The organism is Clostridium sp. D5, assembly GCF_000190355.1.
Lineage (GTDB): Bacteria > Bacillota > Clostridia > Lachnospirales > Lachnospiraceae > Faecalicatena > Faecalicatena fissicatena_A.
The window spans coordinates 66948-86268 of record NZ_GL870815.1; the positions used below are offsets into that span (position 1 = coordinate 66948).

The 19321-nt window shown below is 47.2% G+C and carries 16 protein-coding genes; 12 read left to right on the forward strand and 4 right to left on the reverse strand.

Annotated features, from left to right (window positions below):
- Window positions 1–3 precede the first annotated feature (3 nt).
- The 8 genes from HMPREF0240_RS15650 (at window position 4) to HMPREF0240_RS15685 (ending at window position 10076) form a co-directional block, all read left to right on the forward strand.
- A complete protein-coding gene (locus HMPREF0240_RS15650) occupies window positions 4–1158 on the forward strand; it encodes a hypothetical protein (RefSeq protein WP_009004383.1) in 1155 nt (384 codons plus the stop codon).
- Entirely contained in the window at window positions 1155–3293 is a 2139-nt protein-coding gene (locus HMPREF0240_RS15655) for an MFS transporter (RefSeq protein WP_009004384.1), read from the forward strand. Before HMPREF0240_RS15650 ends, HMPREF0240_RS15655 begins: the two co-directional genes overlap by 4 nt.
- Window positions 3280–3822: a hypothetical protein gene (locus HMPREF0240_RS15660; RefSeq protein WP_009004385.1), complete on the forward strand. Its 543-nt coding sequence runs from the start codon at window positions 3280–3282 to the stop codon at window positions 3820–3822. Before HMPREF0240_RS15655 ends, HMPREF0240_RS15660 begins: the two co-directional genes overlap by 14 nt.
- Before the next feature lie 78 nt (window positions 3823–3900).
- The gene (locus tag HMPREF0240_RS15665) at window positions 3901–5640 is read left to right on the forward strand and encodes a PP2C family protein-serine/threonine phosphatase (protein WP_009004386.1); all 1740 of its coding nucleotides are present in this window, start codon (window positions 3901–3903) and stop codon (window positions 5638–5640) included.
- Between the two features lie 216 nt (window positions 5641–5856).
- Window positions 5857–6234 carry a nucleotidyltransferase domain-containing protein gene (locus HMPREF0240_RS15670; protein WP_009004387.1) on the forward strand — a complete coding sequence of 126 codons (378 nt, stop codon included), beginning with the start codon at window positions 5857–5859 and terminating at the stop codon, window positions 6232–6234.
- Window positions 6225–6650 (forward strand): HEPN domain-containing protein, encoded by a 426-nt coding sequence (locus HMPREF0240_RS15675; protein WP_009004388.1) that lies wholly within the window; start codon window positions 6225–6227, stop codon window positions 6648–6650. Before HMPREF0240_RS15670 ends, HMPREF0240_RS15675 begins: the two co-directional genes overlap by 10 nt.
- Window positions 6651–6851: 201 nt before the next feature.
- A complete protein-coding gene (locus HMPREF0240_RS15680) occupies window positions 6852–9116 on the forward strand; it encodes a pyruvate formate lyase family protein (protein ID WP_035313762.1) in 2265 nt (754 codons plus the stop codon).
- 12 nt (window positions 9117–9128) lie between these two features.
- Window positions 9129–10076, forward strand: a complete 948-nt coding sequence (locus tag HMPREF0240_RS15685) for a glycyl-radical enzyme activating protein (RefSeq protein WP_009004390.1) — start codon at window positions 9129–9131, stop codon at window positions 10074–10076.
- Between the two features lie 22 nt (window positions 10077–10098).
- Here HMPREF0240_RS15685 and HMPREF0240_RS24030 read toward each other — a convergent pair whose 3' ends face one another.
- The 3 genes from HMPREF0240_RS24030 to HMPREF0240_RS15700 all read right to left on the reverse strand — a co-directional run bounded on the left by HMPREF0240_RS24030 (window position 10099) and on the right by HMPREF0240_RS15700 (window position 12455).
- Window positions 10099–10338, reverse strand: coding sequence for a ribonuclease HII (locus HMPREF0240_RS24030; protein WP_083806272.1), 240 nt, complete (start codon window positions 10336–10338; stop codon window positions 10099–10101).
- A gap of 121 nt (window positions 10339–10459) precedes the next feature.
- Complete coding sequence (locus tag HMPREF0240_RS15695; RefSeq protein ID WP_009004392.1) at window positions 10460–11380, reverse strand: AraC family transcriptional regulator; 921 nt, start codon at window positions 11378–11380, stop codon at window positions 10460–10462.
- Window positions 11381–11447: 67 nt separating this feature from the next.
- Complete coding sequence (locus HMPREF0240_RS15700; RefSeq protein WP_009004393.1) at window positions 11448–12455, reverse strand: LacI family DNA-binding transcriptional regulator; 1008 nt, start codon at window positions 12453–12455, stop codon at window positions 11448–11450.
- A 250-nt stretch (window positions 12456–12705) separates the two neighbouring features.
- On the opposite strand from HMPREF0240_RS15700, the gene HMPREF0240_RS15705 reads away from it, so the two are divergent.
- The 4 genes from HMPREF0240_RS15705 (at window position 12706) to HMPREF0240_RS15720 (ending at window position 17487) form a co-directional block, all read left to right on the forward strand.
- Window positions 12706–14106, forward strand: coding sequence for an L-fucose/L-arabinose isomerase family protein (locus HMPREF0240_RS15705; protein WP_009004394.1), 1401 nt, complete (start codon window positions 12706–12708; stop codon window positions 14104–14106).
- A 99-nt stretch (window positions 14107–14205) separates the two neighbouring features.
- Window positions 14206–15030, forward strand: coding sequence for a transketolase (locus HMPREF0240_RS15710; protein ID WP_009004395.1), 825 nt, complete (start codon window positions 14206–14208; stop codon window positions 15028–15030).
- Window positions 15030–15962, forward strand: a complete 933-nt coding sequence (locus HMPREF0240_RS15715) for a transketolase C-terminal domain-containing protein (RefSeq protein ID WP_009004396.1) — start codon at window positions 15030–15032, stop codon at window positions 15960–15962. The genes HMPREF0240_RS15710 and HMPREF0240_RS15715 overlap by 1 nt, the downstream gene beginning before the upstream one ends.
- Window positions 15963–16011: 49 nt before the next feature.
- Window positions 16012–17487: a glycerol kinase gene (locus tag HMPREF0240_RS15720; protein ID WP_009004397.1), complete on the forward strand. Its 1476-nt coding sequence runs from the start codon at window positions 16012–16014 to the stop codon at window positions 17485–17487.
- 212 nt (window positions 17488–17699) lie between these two features.
- Here the strand turns inward: HMPREF0240_RS15720 and HMPREF0240_RS15725 are convergent, their stop codons facing one another.
- On the reverse strand, window positions 17700–18593 hold the full coding sequence (locus HMPREF0240_RS15725; protein WP_035313766.1) for a hypothetical protein: 894 nt from the start codon (window positions 18591–18593) through the stop codon (window positions 17700–17702).
- Between the last annotated feature and the right edge of the window lie 728 nt (window positions 18594–19321).

Here is a 19321-nt window from a genome sequence, read left to right on the forward strand (position 1 = left end):
AAAATGGCTGAAAAGAGAAAGAAGCAATGGATAGCGTGGATATTGCTGGCAGCAATGACAATACTGCCTGCCGGATGTTCTTCCCAAAATGAAGAAACAAAAGAGAAAGAACCGCTGGTGCAGATCAGGGAGACAGTGAGAATTGGCTGCCTGGAGAGTGAGGAATACTATTTCTATACAGAGCAGCTGGATTCGGCGGCAGATACGCTGGCGAAAGAGGGCTGGCTGAAAGGTTATTCTGGAGACGGGGAGGATACAGAGGCGGTGTGGTCGGACATCTGCAGTGCAGACAGCAAAGAAGGAATGGAGTTTGTGGACAGCGCCGTTTATGATATAACCCGGATGAGCGAAGCAGATCAGGCGGCTTTGCTGGAACGGCGGGATCTGGATTTGCTTCTTGTCTTTGGGACGGCGGCGGGAGAGTGGATCACAAAAAACAGTGATGCGATCTCGTACGATTATATGGTTTTCGGATCGGCCGACCCAGTTACGGCTGGTATCGCCCCCGGAGAAACAGAGCGGCTTAACAGTCACGCGTTTGTACATATCGATTCGAAAAGAACCGGGCGCCAGATTGATATGGCATACAGGCTGTTTCATTTTCAGGATATCGGCGTTGTCTATGAGGACAGTGCGGCCGCCTACAGTTATTCCGGCATACGGCAGCTGGAGGAGAGAAGCAAGGAGTATGGGTTTCGCATCCATACGCTTCATGTCAGTGAACCTGAAGATGAAACGGACTATCAGAGATATTACGGGGAACTGAAGGCGGCTTACGCAGAACTGATTCCTGATATCGATGTACTTTACATTACAACCGGCAAGATCGAAGATGAAAAACTGCCGTGGCTACTGGAAGACGTACATAAGGCCGGGGGCATAACCGTGGCAGAAACTCAGGAGAGCCAGGTAAAATACGGGGCCCTGGTGCATATTACAATGTCGGATCCGGTGGAAGAGGGCGTCTTTGCCGGAAAAACCATCATGGATTATGCGGCGGGAACTCCCATCGGTAAGCTGAATCAGGTATACGAGATAACGCCTAAGATTGTATTTAACTATGACACTGCAAAATTACTAAATGCAGAAATCCCGATGAGCACGTATCTGATAGCCGATGCCATATATCCGGGAGATCTGGGGGAGGCCGGTCAATGATAAACCGTAAAAACAGGCTGTATTATTTCACGCTGGTACTTCTATTTTTTGTCTCCGTTTTATCGGTAACTTTTGGAATATTAATGTACCGCACGAATCTTCTGGATACCTATGAAAATCTGATGCGTGCCAACGTAACAGACACGATACAGAAGGTGCACTACGGGGTGTCTTTTGGCAAAACAGTGGAAAATTATTATGGGGTGCAGGAACTTCTTGAGGAAACGGTAGAAAATGCAGATTATATTGAAAACTTATATGTAACAGAAGAGAAGGCGGGGCTGCTCTATTCAACCAGTGACGGCGTACTGCCTGAAAAGATAGAATACCTGGATAATGATGAACAGAAGGTAAGCCAAAATAAACTGTATACGGCATTTTCCCTGACAGGGGATTCCAAGCTGATCGCCGAGACCGGCATGGAAACCATCAATCAAAAACTGGCGGGCTTTTCAGCCAAGCTTGGATTCGTCACGGTTCTGGGACTGCTGGCGGCTGCAGGAATCATTACAGCTGTATGGTTTTCTGTGGGGCGCAGGGGGAAAAACGGAGGACTGGCTTTATCGGCTGTAGTCGTGGTATGGATTATTCTGCTGGGAATCTATGTGGGGAATTCCTGCTGGAAAGAATACCGGATGAGCCATGATATGCTGGCAGAAGGCGTGGAGAAATCCGCGATGGCGGATATCCATAAGCTGGAAAAGGAAGGGATTCCTTATGAAGAGCTGGTGGACGTGGAGGGATATTTAAGCCTCTATTCGGAGCATATACCGGAGTTCAAGGAGGTGCATTTCGAGGACGGGCATCTGCGGTACACCATTTCTTCAAAATATATGCGGACCATATTTATTCAGTATCTGCTGAATACAATTCTGCTGTCTGTCATTTCGATTCTGATTGTGACAGAGTATCAGCTCCTTCTGGGGGCAAGAAAGGAAGGGCGGGACCGGGCGGCCCCGGAATGGAGCCATGGGATGGTACGGCTGGCGGTCTTTTTGCTCTATGCCTGTATCAGTATTGGAAAAGCGGTCAATGCAACGGTATCAAACCAGCTGGCTCTTGAACTGTCACAAAAGAGCGCTGATATGTTGACGAGTATCCCTGCCACAACTGCTATGGCAGGTTCCCTGATCGGGATCCTTTTATCCCGGCGGATGTCTGTCCGGTCGGGAAATATGCGCCGGTATCTGATGGCTGTCGCGGCAGCCGCTGCCGGGGGACTGCTTGTATGTGGCATATCAGGAAATCTTTACCTGTTTTCCGCAGCCAGAGCGATTCTTGGATTCTGTGAAGGGCTGCTTTTAATTGGGGTTAAGAATTACGCATTCAGTTTCCAGAAGACGGAGGAGCGGACAAAGGCGCTGTCCTATGTCAGCGGAGGCGGTTTCGGCGGAATCTGTCTGGGATCGGTTATGGGCGGTATGCTCTGTGACCATTTAGACTATCAGTACGTGTTTTTGATTGCGGCAGTGATTTTACTTGTCGTATTCCCTATATTGAAAAAAATTGATTTCCAGCTGGAGGCTGAGAGGAAAACATCTTCGGCCGGAATGACAGCGGTATTAAAAAATCCACTGGCACTGCGCTATCTGGTCTGTCTGGTGCTTCCAGTGTATGCGGGAGCGGTTTTTCTGGATTATGTGCTTCCTCTGGTGGGGAGCGGCTATGGATTTACCCATACCGTCGTATCGGCGCTGATCCTTTTTAACTGTCTGCTGGCAGGCTATGCTTCACCGGCCATGACCAGAACCGCATTAAAGCTGATGTCACCTGTGAAAGGCACCATCTGCTACTGTGCCCTGTACGGCGGAATGATATTTTTATATGCAGTTACGGGGAGTCCCGTGCTTCTCGCGATAGTGGCACTGGCGCTGGGGCTGTGCGACAGTTTCGGTCTGGTCCTGATATCAGAGGGATTTGTTCTGACGAAGGGCAGCAGAACCTATCAGGACTCCGAGGCTAATATCCTTTTTACAATGACGAGCCGAGCCGGACAGCTGATTGCACCCGGATGTATCGCCTGGTTTGGAGGATGCGGAGTTCTTGCGGGGATGACGGCGGTCGGCCTGGGTATATACGGAATAACAGAACCATTGGTAAAAAAATTGGGAGCGAAGAAAAATGAAAATAATTGATGCAAAGAAAGAGTACAGCGGACAACTGAAAGAATTATTTGAGACATCGTTTGGAAAAAACTATATGTCCCGGGGAAGAATCGAAAGATACATAGCGGGCGGAACACCTTTTAAGATGGCAGTAGAAGGAGAAGCGCTTATGGGCGCCATTCTTTTCATACCGGCCACGGCCGCGGAGATTGAGGAACACATAAAGATGGATCGGGAAACAATCCTTGGTATGTGCGGAGGGAAACCGGCATTGATCTGCAAGTGCGCCTGTACGTATGCAAGGTATCAGGGGGAAGGAATTGCAAAAAAAATTCTGGAAGAATGTATGAAAGAAGTAGAAAAACAGGGATATGGCGCTGTATTTACGACATTGTGGGAGTATAACGGGGGAGTACCCGCCGAGAAAATGTTTGTGGATCTCCGGTTTCAGCGGGGCGTAAAATTGAACATGCCGTGGTATGAGGATGAGAATTATATATGCAGCGAGTGCGGCGGACGCTGCCGCTGCAATGGGATCGTATACTATAAAATTATCTAGTACATCGTAAAATAGGATCTGTTAAACAGACGGTTAATTATGAAACGATGTACCAGTCAATACAGAAAGGGGCTCGCTATGAAAAAAAAAGGGATGTTGGCAAAGTTTGCAGCACTATTTACGACGATCATTATCCTGGCAGTTGTCATGAATTATTTTTGTGCCACACTGCTCAGTAAAAATTATGTGCTGGAGGAGAAGCAGAATTATATTAAAAGCATACTGGATCTGGCGGCCCACACCATGGAGGAAGCGGGAGAAGATACTCTGCTGTGGGCAGAATACTGCGAGGAAAATGCCAAAGAACTGGATATACGTTATGACGAGGACAACTCCGGCGATTCGGGGTATCAGACAGAAAACTCCCTTGCACAGAATTTTTCAAAGATGAGTGCTGTGCAGCAAAAGCAGCAGATGGAGCGGATAACCGAAAAATGGATCCAATACTATGATTACGTGCTGGATAATTATGGTTTAAAATATATGTATTTTGTCCGTGTCAGCTCAGAAAATGATATCGTGTACATTGCAGACGGCAAGCCCCGGGACGGGGAACGTGACGGAATTATGTACCGATATTCCGGGGATGTGGATCACTATGACGAACCGCTTTCCAAGTCAAACCCAGTGATATGGAAACTCTGGAACAGCGGGGATAAGGCGGATATCGAGTGCGAGCTGAGCAATACGGAATACGGACGTACATACCGCCTCTGGTGCCCGGTCGTGATCAATGGTGAAGTTGCAGGACTTCTGGGAGCCAATATTGATGTATCCCAGGTCGATGCTGAGATCAGGGAGTCCACGCTCCCGACGGCGCTCTGGTCCTGTCTGTTTTTTGCGGCGCTGCTCACGGTAATCCTGGTCTTTTTGAGAAAGACGATTGTATTAAAAATTGTCAATCTGGATCAGGATGTCATGCAATACAGCAGGACAAAGAATCCCGAGGTCGCCGCGAAGATAGCGCAGACCAGATACGCGCAGGATGAGATCGGCAGCCTGGCCGTCAATTTTTCGGATATGATTCTGTCTCTGGAAAATTATATGACAGAGCTGAATGCCGTTACAGCAGAAAAGCAGCGGATCGGGGCGGAACTGGATGTGGCAAAAAATATACAGGCATCCATGCTGCCGTGCATCTTTCCTGCCTTTCCGGGGCGGGAAGAGTTTGACATTTATGCGACCATGGAACCGGCCAAAGAGGTGGGCGGCGATTTCTATGATTTCTTCCTGGTAGATGAAGACCACCTTGCCATGGTGATCGCTGATGTATCAGGGAAGGGAGTGCCTGCAGCTCTGTTTATGGTCATTGCGAAAACCCTGCTGAAGAACTGCACACAGACCGGTCTCTCTCCGCATGAGGTTCTGGAGAAGGTGAATGAGCAGCTCTGTGAAAACAATGATGCGGAGATGTTTGTGACGGTCTGGCTTGGAATTCTGGAGATTTCTACCGGAAAACTTACCTGTGCAAACGCCGGCCATGAGTATCCGGTATTAAGAAGGGGCGGCGCGGATTTTGAACTGATAAAAGACCGGCACGGATTTGTACTGGCGGGCATGGAAGGCTCAAGATATAAGGAATATGAAATTATCCTTGAAAAGGGCGATCAGTTATATGTATACACGGACGGCGTGCCGGAGGCGACAAATGCTGATGATGAGCTGTACGGAGCAGACCGCATGGTGGAGGCACTGAACCAGGATGCCGGCAGCACCCCGGGCGAAACGCTCACGCGTGTAAAACAGGACATCGATCAATTTGTAGGCGAAGCTCCCCAGTTCGATGATATCACGATGCTTGCTATTGAGATTCGGTAAAGGGAAACTGAAGTATAGTATACCCAAAGGGCAGACTGCAGCTCATGCCCTTGTCCTTGCGGCCGGGTCTGCAATAAAGCTGCAGAATAATGTATACCCAAAGGGCACCCCGTAACTCATGCCCTGCGGGCGGGTCTGCGGCTAAGCCGCAGAATAATGTATGATATATCTAAATTTCGTGCTATAATATTGCCATATTAAAGGAGGTAGATTATTATGCCTGTAAATTTCCGTCCTTGCTGTAATAAGATAATTAAATCACAAAGACATCAAAAGGCACTGGAATATGCTTTGGAGCAGATTCGTGCATCGTCAATAGCACCATATGTTAATGCAGTGTATCTATATGGGAGCTGTGCGAGAGGCCGGGAAACCTGGAACAGCGATGTGGATTTGCTGCTTGAGTTGGATGAAGAAAAGTATAATCAATCAGAACTTAAAATAGAACTGCGTATATTGAAGGCTGAAGTGATGACAGATGATGTAAAAGATCCGGAAACAGACCTTAAAATTGTGGTAGGAAAAGAATGGAAAGTCAACACTATGCCTTTTTATGAAAATATCAGGAAGGAAGGGATTTTAATATGGCCTTAGAAAATTATTTTGATTTTGCTGAAAATGATTATAAATATTTTATTGAGTCATATGAAAATGGGACTATAGCCAACATGATGGGGGTAATCGCACAAGGGATCTGCGAAAAATATATGAAACATCTGATTTGTGAATACTACCACCCAGAGAATATTTCTGAGAATGAAGAGCGAAATATAACTTTGAGAACACATAGTCTGAATCGGCTGATGAAATATTTAAAGAACCATATGGAAATAGAATTTTCAAAAGAAGCCAAAGCAGAGATGAGAATTATCGATGGATTTTATTTTTCAGCAAGATATCCAGGTGAAGACAGCATAGAATTAGATGCTGAGGATATCGAGCATTGTGCCGCAGCTGTAAAAAAATGCCGTGAGGAGATCCTGCAAATACAGAAAGGATTTGAAGGATAAAGAGCTAAAGCGAAAATCCAACCCCATAGGCAGCTCCCGTACAGACGCCGAACCGGGCCCCCGTCTCCCCAAACACCTGGCAGGCGGCCTCCCCCAAAAAAACACACAATGAGCCACTATTAGGTCACACATGGAAGTTGTGGCTTTTTTGTATTCTGATAAAATTGGTCACAACAATAGATCATGAATGGAGGAAGCAAAATGACAAAATCAAAGTTCAAGAAGAGTGATAGAATTCAAAAATTATGGGAGAGAAGTACCGGTTTATCAAAGAGTGGAAAGAGAAATGTATATGTAGATAATGCAGAATTTCTTGTTTACCACTGGTCCGGCCACAGCGCTGGATTTTCGCCGGCAACAGGGGAACTGGCCCTTTCGGATGACGAGAGAATCAACCTGGGCGACCACAACTGCCGCGTAGATGTGGGAACCAGCTTTCCGTATCTGGACGAGATGCCATCCAGAGTAAAGGGCTTTGAGTATTCAGCCACAAATTGGGCCCGTGACTATGCATTCTTCCTGGATCACAGTCCTGCTGAAGTCTATCCGAATGAGACGATTGTGGGAGAATTCCACTGGCAGCTGGACGAAGCAAGGAATTTTGTGTATCCGGATGAAGTAGTTGAGCTGGGTTTTGACCTGCGCCAGATGGGGGCAGGGGGAACCAGCCTTGCGCATACCTGCCCGGATCTGAGCATTGGTCTGGGGAAGGGCTGGGTTGGCTTACTGAAGGATGTGACGGAGAGTAAAGAAAAATGGCAGCGGTATGGAAATAAAAAGAGATCGGCCTATCTGGAAGCCCAGGAACAGGTCGTAAAGGCAATTATACGCTACACTATGCGGCATTCTGACAGGGCAATGGAACTTGCCAAAGCGGAGAACGACCCGGAGCAGAAGGCGCGCTACCAGAAAATCGCAGCCAATATGGAACAGCTGGCAAAAGGAGCCCCTGAAAGCTTTGAGCAGGCCGTGCAGTGGATTCAGTTATTCCAGGTAGTAGAGAGAATTAACGGACATGGAAACGGATATGGAAGACTTGACCAGCTTCTGATAGATTTCTATAAAAAGGATCTGGGGAATGGTATTATAACAAGAGAACTGGCCAGGGATATCCTGGCGGAACTGTATCTCAAATATGGCGGGAATTACTTCTCATTCGGCGGAAGAGACAGGGACGGCAGAGATGCCACCAACGAAATCAGCTGGATCGGTCTTGAGGCCTATGATATGATAGGCGGCTATAATCATCTGGGTGTGATGTGGCATGAAGATATGGATCAGGAGTATTACAGCTATGCATGTGATGTGGTGACACGTCATGGCTGCGGTGTCCCTACACTGGTGAACTATGATGTCATGCGTGATTCCGAACTGTACAGCGGCTACAGTGAGGAGGACGCATGGAACGTGTCCTACAGCGGCTGTCAGTGGTACTGTGCGGCAGGGGCTGAGTACAGCGACCACGATCTGAATTCCTTTGTTCTGCCCGCGCCGATGCAGAGGGCCATGAAGATGGCAGAAGAGCAGAATACAGAAACTTTTGAGGAATTCTGGGATCTGTACACCCGGGAAGTGGAGCGCACAGCGGAGGCATTTACAGAGTTCAAAAACAGGGTCTATAAATGGCAGGATCGGGTATGGCCAGAAATGGTTACGACTCTCTGCATGAAAGATACCATTCAGAAAGGGCTGGATGTCACGGCAATCGGAGGACCCCACAATGCATTTACATCGGTCAACGTTCTTGGAGTTCCGAATGTAGTAGATTCTTTATATGCCATGAAGAAGATCATATTTGAGGAAAAGAAATATACCATGGCGCAGCTCAATGATGCCATCCAGAATAACTGGAAAGACCATGAAGTGATGCGTCAGATCATGCTGAATCAGGAAAAATTCGGAAATGATCAGGACGGTGTAGATGAAATGTATGTAAGGGTAGCGGAAAATATACACGATACACTGGAAGGACAGCGCAACCTGAAGGGTTTCCATTTCCGGGCATCCTTATTTCAGTATATGGGTCATACCTACGCAGGTCGCATACTGGGCGCAACGCCGGACGGCAGATTCGCAGAGGAACCGATTGCACACGGCTGCAATCCGATGCATGGCAGAAATCACGAAGGAATCACTGCCACGGCAAAATCGCTGCTGAAAGTACCTTTCAGGGAATACCAGGGTGGCTCACTTCAGATCGAGCTGCAGCCGAAGTTCTTTGATGGGAAAGAGAATAAAGGGGCATATATCGAAAACTTCTCGAAAGCATATATGAAGAAGGGCGGGATCCAGATCAACTTTAATGTGATCGATCTGGAAAAATTAAAGAAGGCAGTGGATGATATTGAAAATCCGGAATATGCTGATATCGTCGTAAAGGTTACCGGATACAGCGCTCATTTTGTAGTCATGGATCATGAGTTCAGAAAAGAATTTGTAAACAGAGTAAATTATACAAGTGTCTAGCGGGGATGAAATATGGAAAAGGGTTTGGTTTTTGACATTCACAGAGGAACGACACACGATGGACCAGGTATGCGTACCACTGTATTTTTAAAGGGATGCCCCCTGCACTGCAGATGGTGCCAGAACCCTGAAAGTATGAATCCTGACAGAGAACTGGAGTGGGATGCAAAGAAATGTATTGGCTGCATGAGCTGTATCACACATTGCCAGGCCAAAGCACTCTCACCGGGGGAAGACGGGATCCGCATAAACAGAAAAATCTGCAGAGATTGTTTCACATGTGCTGATCAGTGCCCCTCAAAAGCGATGAGTGTGGTGGGCAGATACTGGGACACATCCGGTCTTGTAAAGGAAGCATGTAAAGACAGTATGTTTTTTGATGACTTTTCGGGAGGAGTGACGGTATCCGGTGGGGAACCAGTACTACAGCACAAGTTTCTGTACGAATTTTTGGAGGCGCTGAAGATGCAGGGCGTGGATACCGCTTTGGATACGTCTGGTTTTGGGAAAAGAGAGATATATGAAAAAATATATCCCTATGTGGATACATTTCTTTATGATATCAAATTTATGGATGAGAAATTACATCAGGAGTATACCGGGGTGAGCAATAAAATAATACTGGACAATCTGAGATTCGTAGCTGATAAAATCAGAAAACAGAAAGATACCAGGTTATGGATCAGGACTCCTTTGATACCGGGCGCAACGGCGGTGAAAGAAAATATTGAGGAGATCGGTTGGTTTATTCAAAAAGAACTGGCCGATGTGATTGAGCGGTGGGAATTATGCGCTTTCAATAACGTGTGTAAAGAGAAATATGTAAAGATCGGACAGGACTGGGAGTATGGGCACTGCCGGCTAATGGAGGAGAAGGAAGTGCGTGAGCTGGCAGCGGCTGCGGAAAAATATGCAAAGGGGAACGTTGTAGTGTCCGGGCTCATGGGGGACGCCTCTTGAACCGGAGTTGGAGGAGACTGCATCAGCAGTCTCCGATGGAAAAGAGAACGATGGTCATGTAGTCTTTGGGATTTGGAAGCTCCAGTGTAAGGCGGAGACTGCGTTTTGCCTCGAGGTGTTTCTGGCGCAGTTCGCGCTGGAGAGTGTACTGATGGTTCAACAGTTCTTTGCGGCCATCAGGGGACAGGAGATGTACCGGGCCGGTGCTGTTATTGACGAGATTCAGAAATTGATTCATATTCACGATATTTAGCTTTATCACACTATAACCTCCATTCACATAAGAACGGCCTCCATACCGGGGGTCATTTTTTATTGTTTCTGTTGCCGGGGTATCTTTGTTAATGTCATTATAGTGCAATATTCTTTCGTAAAATATATTATTACTGCCTAATTATATCATTATCCTGCCATTTCCGGCGATATTGGAGCGGCGTAAATCCGGTGTATTCCCGGAATGTCTTTCCAAAATAGCTGCTGCTGCCCAGTCCGCATGCCTGCCCGATGTGTGTGATGGGAACCTGGCTGTCCGAGAGCATCTGGCAGGCTGTCCGGATACGGTAGCTTTTCAGATATTCTACGGGCGTTTCGTGGAGGCAGTCGTGAAAGATCCGGTAGCATTCCCGCGTGCTGACAAATGATGCTGAGGCAATATCGGAAACCGAGATCTTATCTGCATAATGTTCATGAATATATGCCATCATCAGCTTTATCTTGTCATTGGCTTTGTCGTAATGCCCCTGTGTTTCTATAAGCGGCTCCGCAAGGGCGAACAGGCCATACCAGATTTCTGATAATACGGATTGAAGTTTTATTTCATAGGCAAAGTCTTCGTCGGATAACCGGAAAGAATCATGCAGAAGTTTCAGCAGATTGGTCTGTCCGGGGGTATCTGGAAATAAAGCGATGAGCTCTATCTGCGGTGCCAGGATCAGGGGAGCGATGTATTTCTGCTCAATCCGGCTGCCCTGCCTTCCGCTGATGAATGAGGTATCAAAAATATGCAGGATCTGAGTTGTGTTTTTTATACCCTCCTGAGGTCTCGTCATGTGCAGGACGTTGGAGTTAACCATTCCGCCCGTACCGGCAGGAAATACGAAATGTCCCTTTGGCGTGTCATACTCCAGGACGCCGCTTTCCATATAGAACAGTTCCACTTCTTTGTGCCAGTGCCACGGGACAAATCCACCCATATAATGGTCCAGTTCATTGCAGGATGCGATATATGGAAAATCAGGGGAGAAGCCTGGCAGCATTTCTTCCTTACTTCCGCTGCGGTATGTCATACAGTGTACATTTTTCATAAAGTGAACCTCCTTTAAAGATTCGTGATCAGGCTGCAAAGAGGGGCCATCTGAGGAGATTACAATGTTATACAGAATTTCGCTCTATCAGCTGAGTGGCAATTTCGATTTTTACCGGCCGGGTGCCCTTTTCATTCAGCAGGGTAATCAGCCGCCGGGCGGCCATTTCCCCCATATACTGTTTGGGGACATGCACAGTCGTGAGGGATGGTTCCACAATTCTGCTTAAAGGAATGTTGTCAAATCCCACGACTGCGATATCGCCGGGAACCGCGTATCCGTATTCTTTTAACGCTTTCATGGCGCCGACTGCGATCAGATCGTTATCTGCAAAATAACATGGCGCCAGCTCTTCTTTGCTTTCCAGAATTTCTTTCATATCCGCATAGGCGCCGTCGATGGAGGGGGTCAGCAAGTGTACGACGCTTTTGGAGGAGGACATTCCATAAGAACGGACAGCCTTGAAAAACCCGGAATTTCTCTCTGCAAAGTTGCCGATCGGATAAGAGGAACGCAGATATCCGGGCTGTTTTTTAGTCTTTTGGATCAGGTGGCTGGCTGCCAGGTAAGCACCCTGCACATTATTGATCAGGACATAATCGCAGTCCACTGTCTCAAAATAAGTGTCCAGTAAGACAAGGGGGATCGGCAGATTCTTAAAAATCTTCAGGTCTTCAGGTGTCATCTCAGTGCCAAGCAGTACAATTCCGATACAGTCAGAATACTGGATTTCTTCCAGCTGTTCATCCACATCATCTTCATCTCCATAGATATAACTTATTTTTACTTTATAGCCTTCCTCCTTACAGCCTTGGACGATGCCATCGGATAATTCAGAGAAGAAGGGGGTGTCAGCAACGACGGCACCGTGTTTTTTATAGAGCACAAAATAAATATTGCCGCTTACATTTTGTTTGCCGGCAATCCGTGAAAAATCGTAGCCATACTGCTGGGCGGCATCCAGCACCATTTTCCTGGTCTGGGTGCTGACACCGGGTTTGTTGTTCAAAGCCATGGAGACGGCTGCCGCCGACAAATTCAATTTTTTTGAAAGTTCTTTTGCCGTAATGGTCATATCAATATCCTTTCTGATAAATATACCCCTCTGCCTGTACGCTTGAAGTATGTCCGCAGTAAACCGCGTAATGTATGTTTTTATTATGTACTGTCTTCTGAATTATTTCAATAATTAAGTTATAAATTAAGTGAATAAAACTTAATAAACGAATGAAATTAAGCTGGATCAATAATATACTTCAATTATCAAAAGCAGATTAAGCTGATAAAAAGAATAGCATTCACATTGAAATCGAGGAGGAATGGATATGAAAAAAATTAAGCTGGGTTTTGCACCGACAAGAAGAAGCATTTTCAGCGCACCGGATGCAGTTAAGTTCCGGGGGCTTACCGCAGAGCGTTTGAATGATCTGGGCGTGGACTTTGCAGATATTACAGATATCAATGAGGAAGGGCTTCTGTATGACGACAATGATGTGGAGAAGATTGCTGCAAAGTTCCTGGCAGAGGGGGTAGACGGACTAATGCTACCGCACTGCAATTTCGGTACGGAATATGTCTGTGCAAGGCTGGCAAAGAAACTGAATGTACCGGTTCTTCTCTGGGGACCGCTGGACGAGCGCCCGGAACCGGACGGAACAAGGCTGAGAGATACGCAGTGCGGACTCTTTGCCACAGGAAAAGTACTGAGGAGATTTCAGATTCCTTTTACATATCTGACCAACTGCAGATTAAGCGATCCAGTATTTGAGAGGGGAATCAGAGACTTTCTGGCTGTCTGCAATGTGGTAAAAACGTTCCGCAATATCAGAATCCTTCAGATTTCCACAAGACCCTTCGATTTCTGGACAACGATGTGCAATGAGGGGGAGCTTCTGGAAAAATTTAATGTACAGCTGGCACCTGTGCCGATGACTGAACTGGTAGAAGAAGTAAAAGCTGTAAAACAGGATAAAAAAGCATTGGATGCTATGCTTACCTGCATCCATGAAACGATGGAAGTAAAAATCGGGGAAGAGCAGGCAGAGAATGTGGCGGCGCTTGCGGCGGCCATGAAACGGCTGGTCAAAAAATACGGCTGTAATGCGGCTGCAATCCAGTGCTGGAATGCTTTGCAGACAGAGCTGGGGGTAATGCCCTGTGCAGCCAATGCGATCCTCAATGAAGAGGGGATTCCGGTTGTCTGTGAGACTGACATTCATGGTGCCATCACCGCACTTCTGACAGAGGCGGCAGGAATGGGGGAAACGAGAGGGTTCTTTGCAGACTGGACCATCCGGCATCCGGATATTGCAAACGGAGAACTTCTGCAGCACTGCGGACCATGGCCGGTATCTGTGGCAAAGGAAAAACCGCAGCTCACCTATCCGCTGGCCTTTGATCATCCGGGAAGCCTGACGGCGGAAGCGAAGCACGGAGAGGTAACGCTCTGCAGATTTGACGGCGACAATGGGGAGTATTCCCTGCTTTTGGGAAAAGCAAAAGGCGTGGACGGGCCAAAAGGGATGGGGACCTATCTCTGGGTGGAGGTTGAGAACATCAAACGCCTGGAAGCAAAGATCGTGGAAGGGCCGTATATCCACCACTGCGTGGGGATTCATAAAGATGTGGTACCGGTATTGTATGAGGCATGCAAGTATATGGGAATAAAACCGGATCTGTATGACCCGATCGAAGAAGACGTAAAAGCATATCTCAGAGGTGAATGAGAACTGTCAGTTACTAATTACAGGCCTGTCTGTGATTAGCAATAACTGCTAAAGCAAGCTGGTGACAGCATATATCCGAAAAAGAAAGGGAGAGAAAGAATGAATTTAAAAGCACTGGCATACGAGTTGAGAAAAGACACGGTGGACTTAATACGCGCAGGAAAGGCAGGGCATATCGGCGGCGATATGAGTGTGATGGAGATTCTTGTCGAACTGTATTTTGACCAGATGAATATCAGCCCGGAAAATATGGACTCACCGGACCGTGATTTGTTTGTATTGAGCAAGGGGCATTCTGTAGAGGCATACTACTCTGTTCTGGCCGCAAAAGGATTTTTTCCAAAAGAACAGCTGCACCGGGAATTCAGTAAATTTGGCACCCGGTTCATCGGACATCCGAATAACAAACTGCCCGGGATAGAGATGAATTCAGGATCCCTGGGGCACGGTCTTCCAGTCTGCGTGGGGATGGCCAAAGCCGGGAAGGTGGACGGCAGAACCAGCCGTGTCTATACAGTTATGGGCGACGGCGAACTGGCGGAAGGTTCCGTATGGGAAGGCACTATGGCGGCGGCACATTATGGGCTTGACAACCTGTGTGCGGTGGTGGACAGAAACCGGCTGCAGATCTCAGGAAATACGGAGGATGTCATGGCACACGATGATCTGCATGAAAGGTTCAGAAGCTTCGGCTGGAATGTCATTGATGTGGCCGATGGCAATGATATTGATGAACTTCATGTGGCGTTCGAGAAGGCTAAATCGGTGAAGGGAAAGCCTTCAGTATTGATTGCAAACACGATCAAGGGAAAGGGTTCACCCCTTATGGAAGATAAGGCCGGATGGCACCACAAGGTTCCAAACGATGAGGAATATACTCAGATAATCAAAGATTTCAAGAAAGCAGAGGAGGCAGTGAGATAATGGGGAAGACAGCAAATAAGCAGATGATTTGTGAAGTGTTGATGGAGCATGCCGGTGCTGACAGGGACATTATAGCTCTTTGCAGTGACTCCAGAGGAAGCGGTTCTTTTACTCCTTTTGTGGAGAAATATCCGGAGCAGTTCGTGGAAACCGGAATTGCGGAACAGAACCTGGTCAGCATAGCGGCAGGGCTTGCCAAATGCGGAAAGAAAGCCTATGCCGTATCGCCTGCCTGCTTTCTGTCTACAAGGAGTTATGAACAGTGTAAGGTGGATGTTGCATATTCCGGCACCAATGTAAAGTTGATCGGGATCAGCGGAGGTGTCAGCTATGGTGCGCTGGGGATGAGTCATCACTCTGCCCAGGACATCGCGGCGATGAGTGCGATTCCCAATATGCGTGTTTATATTCCCAGTGACGCTTTGCAGACACGGGAACTGACGGAAGCGCTGCTTAAAGACAGCAAGCCTGCTTACATTCGGGTGGGCAGAAATGCAGTAGATCCGGTCTATGAGGAAGGAACTTTTTCCTTAGAACTGGATAAAGCGGTGACGGTCTGCCAGGGAGAAGATGCGGCCGTCATTGCCTGCGGTGAGATGGTGAAACCGGCAATGGATGCGGCAGAGATGCTGGCAGCAGAGGGGATACATGCGGCAGTGATCGACATGTACTGTATCAAGCCTCTGGATGAAGAAGCTATTATAAAAGCGGCCACAAAGGCGAAAGCAGTTGTTACTGTGGAGGAACACGCACCGTTCGGCGGTCTGGGATCTATGGTAGCTCAGGTAGTAGGCCGGGAATGCCCGAAAAGGGTCCTGAATATGTCTCTGCCGGATGAACCGGTTATTACAGGGACTTCCCGGGAAGTGTTTGATTATTATGGGTTGAATGCGGCAGGAATCGCTGCCAGAATAAAAGAAGCACTGGCATAGCAGGTCTGACAGCATATATGTGGCAAAAAGAGTATTGCAGGAGGTTATGATGCAGGAGCAGTATATTATCAGTATTGACCAGAGTACCCAGGGAACAAAAGCGATGCTGTTTGATCATGAGGGGATAATGCTGGGACGTTCGGATCTGCCCCACCGGCAGATAGTAAACGAGAGCGGCTGGGTCTCCCACGACCCAGAGGAAATATATCACAATACAATCCGTGTTGTGCAGGACCTGCTGGAGAAATCCGGGATTGATAAAGAAAAAATAGCAGGGGTTGGAATCAGTAATCAGAGGGAAACCTCCCTGGCATGGGATTCCGTGACAGGAAGGCCGGAAGCTGATGCGGTTGTATGGCAGTGTGCCCGTGCAAGTGCAGTCTGTGAACAGGCGTCAGTAAAAGGCGCAGCGGAATTGATACGGAATCGGACAGGACTGGAGCTGTCGCCATATTTTCCTGCATCCAAGTATGCATGGTTTCTGGAAAATGTTACAGGGACCAGGGACAAGGCGGACCGGGGTAAACTGCGTCTGGGGACAATGGATACGTGGCTTATCTATAAACTGACAAAAGGCAGATCCTTTAAAACAGACTTTTCAAACGCGTCCAGAACACAGTTGTTTAATATTTTTACCATGCAGTGGGATGAGAATATCTGCGGAATATTTCATATCCCCGCGGAATGCCTGGCAGAAGTCTGCGATTCTGGCAGCTGTTTTGGAATGACGGATTTTGAAGGTGTTCTGCCCCATGAAGTTCCGATACACAGCGTTTTAGGAGATTCCCACGGCGCCCTGTTCGGACAGGGGTGTCTGACGCCCGGAATGATGAAGGCAACTTACGGCACGGGTTCTTCCATTATGATGAATATCGGGGAGAAGCCCGTTTTGAGCACACACGGAGTCGTGACATCCCTGGCCTGGAAGATGAACGGAAAAGTCAATTATGTTCTGGAGGGAAACATCAATTATACAGGTGCGGTCATCAGCTGGCTGAAGGACGAGGCGGAGCTGATCAGCACACCGGGGGAGACGCAGGGGCTTTGTTATGAAGCCGAGCAGGACGATTCCCTGTACTTTGTTCCGGCGTTTACCGGTTTGGGTGCGCCATACTGGAACAGCCAGGCAAAAGGGAGCCTGAGCGGGATCACGAGAACCACAAAGCGGGCGGAGATTGTCCGTGCGTGTACGGAGTGCATCGCCTATCAGATCATGGATGTGATAGAGGCCATGAGTAAGGATGCAGAGATTGAAGTTACGGAACTGCGCGTTGACGGCGGCCCGACCAGAAATGAATATCTGATGCAGTTCCAGAGCGATATCCTGGATGCCGGCGTACAGGTTCCGGATGCGGAGGAACTCTCCGGGATCGGGGCAGCCTATGCAGCAGGCATTGCGGTGGGGCTATATACGGAGGCTGTTTTCACAAGACTGGAGCGCAGAAAATATGAGCCGAATATGGAGAGAGACAGAAGAGAACAGAAGATCAGCGGATGGAAGGCTGCGGTGGAGAAAGTACTTTAAAGACTCCTGCAGACTGCGTTCATGTAAATGATGTGGTATAAGGCGTAAGCTGCCCTTGAATCATAAATTCAGGGCAGCTCCTTTTATATATTAATTTTGGGCATGGAAATTAGCAGGTTGCATGAGTCAGCTAAAAGAGAATTTCCTGAATGGTTTGAAAAGCGCATGATGTATATATGTGAAGTCTTCAAAAAAATAGATTGTATCAGGTATTATGAAATATGAAATTCTTCACAAAGTTTTTTGCAGAATTCCTCATTTTCAGCGGCCCTTTTCAGGTCATCTGTTCTGCCCGCATCTATCAACAGCGCTGAGAGTTTTAGAATCTTGGCGGTGCCTTCTTTTATACCTTCTTCTATTCCTTCGGCTACGCCTTCTTTTTTGGCAGCTTCCCGCTCCTGTCGTATATGTCTTTCCTGATCGTATTCATAGATACTCATATTCTTTGCCTCCGTTTTGTTCTTTCTTAAAAAATCAGCCAATATGCCATTTGATATGCACTCGGTTATTGCCTTTTCAACCGCCTCATTGAGACTCATTATTTGGGCATAGGAGCGGACCTTTGCGGTGTATTCTGAATAATCGTTCAGTGTTTTACATGCATTCAGCAGACTCTGGTTGTGTCCGGGATTAATATTCAGCATGAGGGCTTCTAACTCTAATACTGGAATGTCATCGTGAACGGTATACATATCAGACAGCTTTAAAATCTGAGAATCGGGCTGTTCTTCTTCTCCATTGTAAAATATTACAAACCTGGGGGCCGGTATATGGATGATTTTTGTGCCGTATAAATTTTCATTCCGAGTTTCCGCTGAGTACAAATCAGATACATAAAAAAGATATCGAAGCGGCAGGTTGGGACTATAGGTGGATTGATGTTCATATAAGGTCAGCCTGGAATCGATAAGAAAGGATACGTCATTATGCATGGACATATAAATAGCATTTTTCAGCGTATTGATTTCCAATAATTCAGGGTCCTTATAGTCCGTTTTGTTCATTGCATTATACAACTTCAGTAATTCTGTCTTTTCACTGAAAACCAATTCAAATAATCTGGCCTTGTAACTGCGGTTTGGCTGTGCTTCATTCGTACTGTTCATAAAATATTTCCTCCTTGTTTTTGCGTGCAGGAGGTTCTGGGAACAGTGCTTTATCACGTCCTCTTATGGAAACCTCTCTGCTGTTATTGTTGGGATACAAGCATTGAGATTTCTAATAAGATTCCCTGGCCGGGAAGATTGGTATCAGAAGTGGCTGTCGCCACGCAGAATGAATAGAAATATAATGCTTTTGTTTTATAGTAGCACGGAAGATGAGATAATGCTATAGTGTATAAACATAAAATTCAGGTGGGAACAAGTATTAGGTTAGTGGAGGGAGGCTTGCGGCGATCCCTTCATTTCGCTGGTGCAACCTGCCGGCAGGAGAGACTCGTTTGCCGGGAGGCGCATTAACCGTGGCAGCGTATTAATCCACGGGGTGGTACAGTATAGACCCAGTTCATTAGAATTGTAGGTTTTGGAGGACGTATTGGATAATCTTATACAGCGATACACATACCCTTCCATGATTTGCAGAACATAGCAGTAATACTATCAGTCAATTACTGAAACCTTTACGTTCCATCAGACGAATTAATACGCTGCCACGGTTCAGAGCCCCTCCGGAAGATGGGCTTTTCCTACCGATTGGATGTACCAGCTAAGAAACCGGGAAGCCTGGCCCCAGCCGGGAGCATATATGTCATTTTAAAAGTCCTAGAGTTTACGTTAGAGGCCCTTAAGGAACAAACAGAGAAAATGGTGGGCAGAATTTGCCGTTTCACGGC